Origin of the sequence: Kitasatospora sp. NPDC047058, assembly GCF_040643935.1 — a bacterium.
Lineage (GTDB): Bacteria > Actinomycetota > Actinomycetes > Streptomycetales > Streptomycetaceae > Kitasatospora.
The window spans coordinates 1-1,947 of record NZ_JBEYVJ010000754.1 but is presented as its reverse complement, the minus strand read 5'-3'; the positions used below and the strand labels follow the sequence as shown (position 1 = coordinate 1,947).

Genomic DNA, 1,947 nt, shown 5'->3' with positions numbered 1-1,947 from the left:
CGGCTGCGGCAGCCCGGCGGCCGGCCTGGCGAACACCGACGGCACGCTGGCCGGCGCGGAGCAGGAGCAGTGGCTGCGGCGCGGGCTCACCGCCTCCCCGGCCCGGTGGAACGTCATCGCCCAGCAGGTGATGATGAGCCAGATCCGCTTCCCGAATTTCGCGGACCCCGCCCACCCGCTGCCGCCGATCGCCAACCTCGACCAGTGGGACGGCTACGACCCGGCCCGCACCCGGCTGCTGCGCTTCCTCCGCGACGCCGCGGTGGCCAACCCGGTCGTCCTGGCCGGCGACATCCACTCCTCCTGGTTCAGTGACCTGCGGATCGACCGCGACGACCTGGCCGGCACCCCCGTCGCGGTCGAGTTCACGGCGACCAGCGTCAGTTCGGACTTCCCCGCCGCGTTCGACGGGCCGCTCAAGGAGTTCAACCCGGTCCAGAACCCGCACGTACGCTACTTCGACGGGTCGCGCCGCGGCTACCTGCGGCTGGACGTCGACCGGGAGCGCTGGCGCACCGACGCCCGTACCGTCGACAGCATCGCCGTCCGCCGGTCGCCCGTCACGACGACTGCCTCCTGGGCCGTCCTCGCCGGCCGGCCGGGCCTGATCCCGGCCTGATCCCCGTCGGCCCGAGCGCCCTCGCCCGCACCCTGCTCCAGGCCGGGGCACACCGGATCCGGTAGGCGTGCGGGCGGGTGGCGCACCACCTCGGGTGCGCCTGTGCGCCGGGAACCGGGTGCGCGGGGCCTGGTCGGGCGGGGCCGGTGCTGGCACGGTGGCCGCGGGCACGATCGTCCGACACGAGGGGGACGCATGACACGGCGTTGGCTGGTGACCGGCTGCTCGTCCGGCCTGGGGCACGCGCTGGCGGCGGCCGCCGCCGAGGCCGGGGACAGGGTGGTGGCCACCGCGCGCAGACCCGCGGACCTGGAGGAGCTGGTGCGGGCCAGCCCGGACCGGATCGTGCCGGTGGTGCTCGACGTCCGGGACGGCGGGCAGTGCGAGGCCGCGGTGGCGCGGGCCGTGGACCTGTTCGGCGGGCTGGACGTCCTGGTCAACAACGCCGGCAACGGCGTGTTCGGCGCGGTGGAGGAGGTGACGGACGGTGAACTGCGCGACCAGCTGGAGACCCTGGTGGTGGGCCCGTGGCGGCTGGCCCGGCTGGTCCTGCCATTGATGCGGACGCAGGGCGCCGGGACCATCCTCAACGTCTCGTCGCTGGCCGGCCGGATGGCCTTCCCCGGGCTGGCCGCGTACGTCACCGGCAAGCACGCGCTGGAAGGCATGACGCAGGCGCTGGCCGCGGAGGCGGAGGCGTTCGGCATCCGCGTGGCGGCACTCGAGCCGGGCGGCTACGCGACCCGCTACGGCACCTCGCTGACCGACGCCGCCGGCCGCTCGCCGCACTACGCGTCCTTCACCGATCCGATGCGCGGCCTGCTCGCCACGATGGCCGAGGGGCCGACGGTCGGACGGCCGGAGGACTTCGCCCGGCTGGTGCTGCGCATCGTCGCCGCTCCCGGACCGCTGCCGGTCCGCATCCCGGTCGGCCCCGGCAGCCACGCGTACCTGGAGGCCGGCCAGGAGGCGGCCGCCGCCGAACTCACCGCCGCGCGCGCCCTGCTGGACGCCCCTCCCGTCTGAGGCTGTCCGCTCGCCCGGGCGGGGGATCTCTGTCACCCGTTCGGGCCGCCCCGGTGGCGGGAGGATCGAACCGGTCAGCGTTCGTGTGCAAACGTGGCTCGCGCGCCCCCTTCGCGGGGTGCCTCCGAGGCCCGGTCCGGGCGCGGAGTGCCCATCCGGGCAGATAGACGAGCAGCGATGACCTGGAGGTCATGAGATGTCCGTTCGTGGAACGCTCTGCAAGGTCGCCGTCACCGCGGTGCTGGCGGCCGCCGCCACGGTGGCCGTGCCGACGTCGGCGATGGCGTGGGGCAACGCGGCTC

General features: G+C 75.1%; 2 protein-coding genes. Both read left to right on the top strand.

All coding sequences use genetic code 11. The annotated features are described in order from the left end of the window. Positions 1–619: alkaline phosphatase D family protein (locus ABZ885_RS40175; protein WP_360200007.1), on the top strand; the 619-nt coding region annotated here is incomplete at its 5' end. Positions 620–814: 195 nt separating this feature from the next. Beyond that, complete coding sequence (locus ABZ885_RS40170) at positions 815–1,645, top strand: SDR family oxidoreductase (protein ID WP_360200005.1); 831 nt, start codon at positions 815–817, stop codon at positions 1,643–1,645. Positions 1,646–1,947: the final 302 nt, after the last annotated feature.

Coding starts and splice junctions, on each gene's coding strand:
- ABZ885_RS40170 (WP_360200005.1), top strand. CDS start 815: ATGACACGGCGTTGGCTGGTGACCGGCTGCTCGTCCGGCCTGGGGCAC.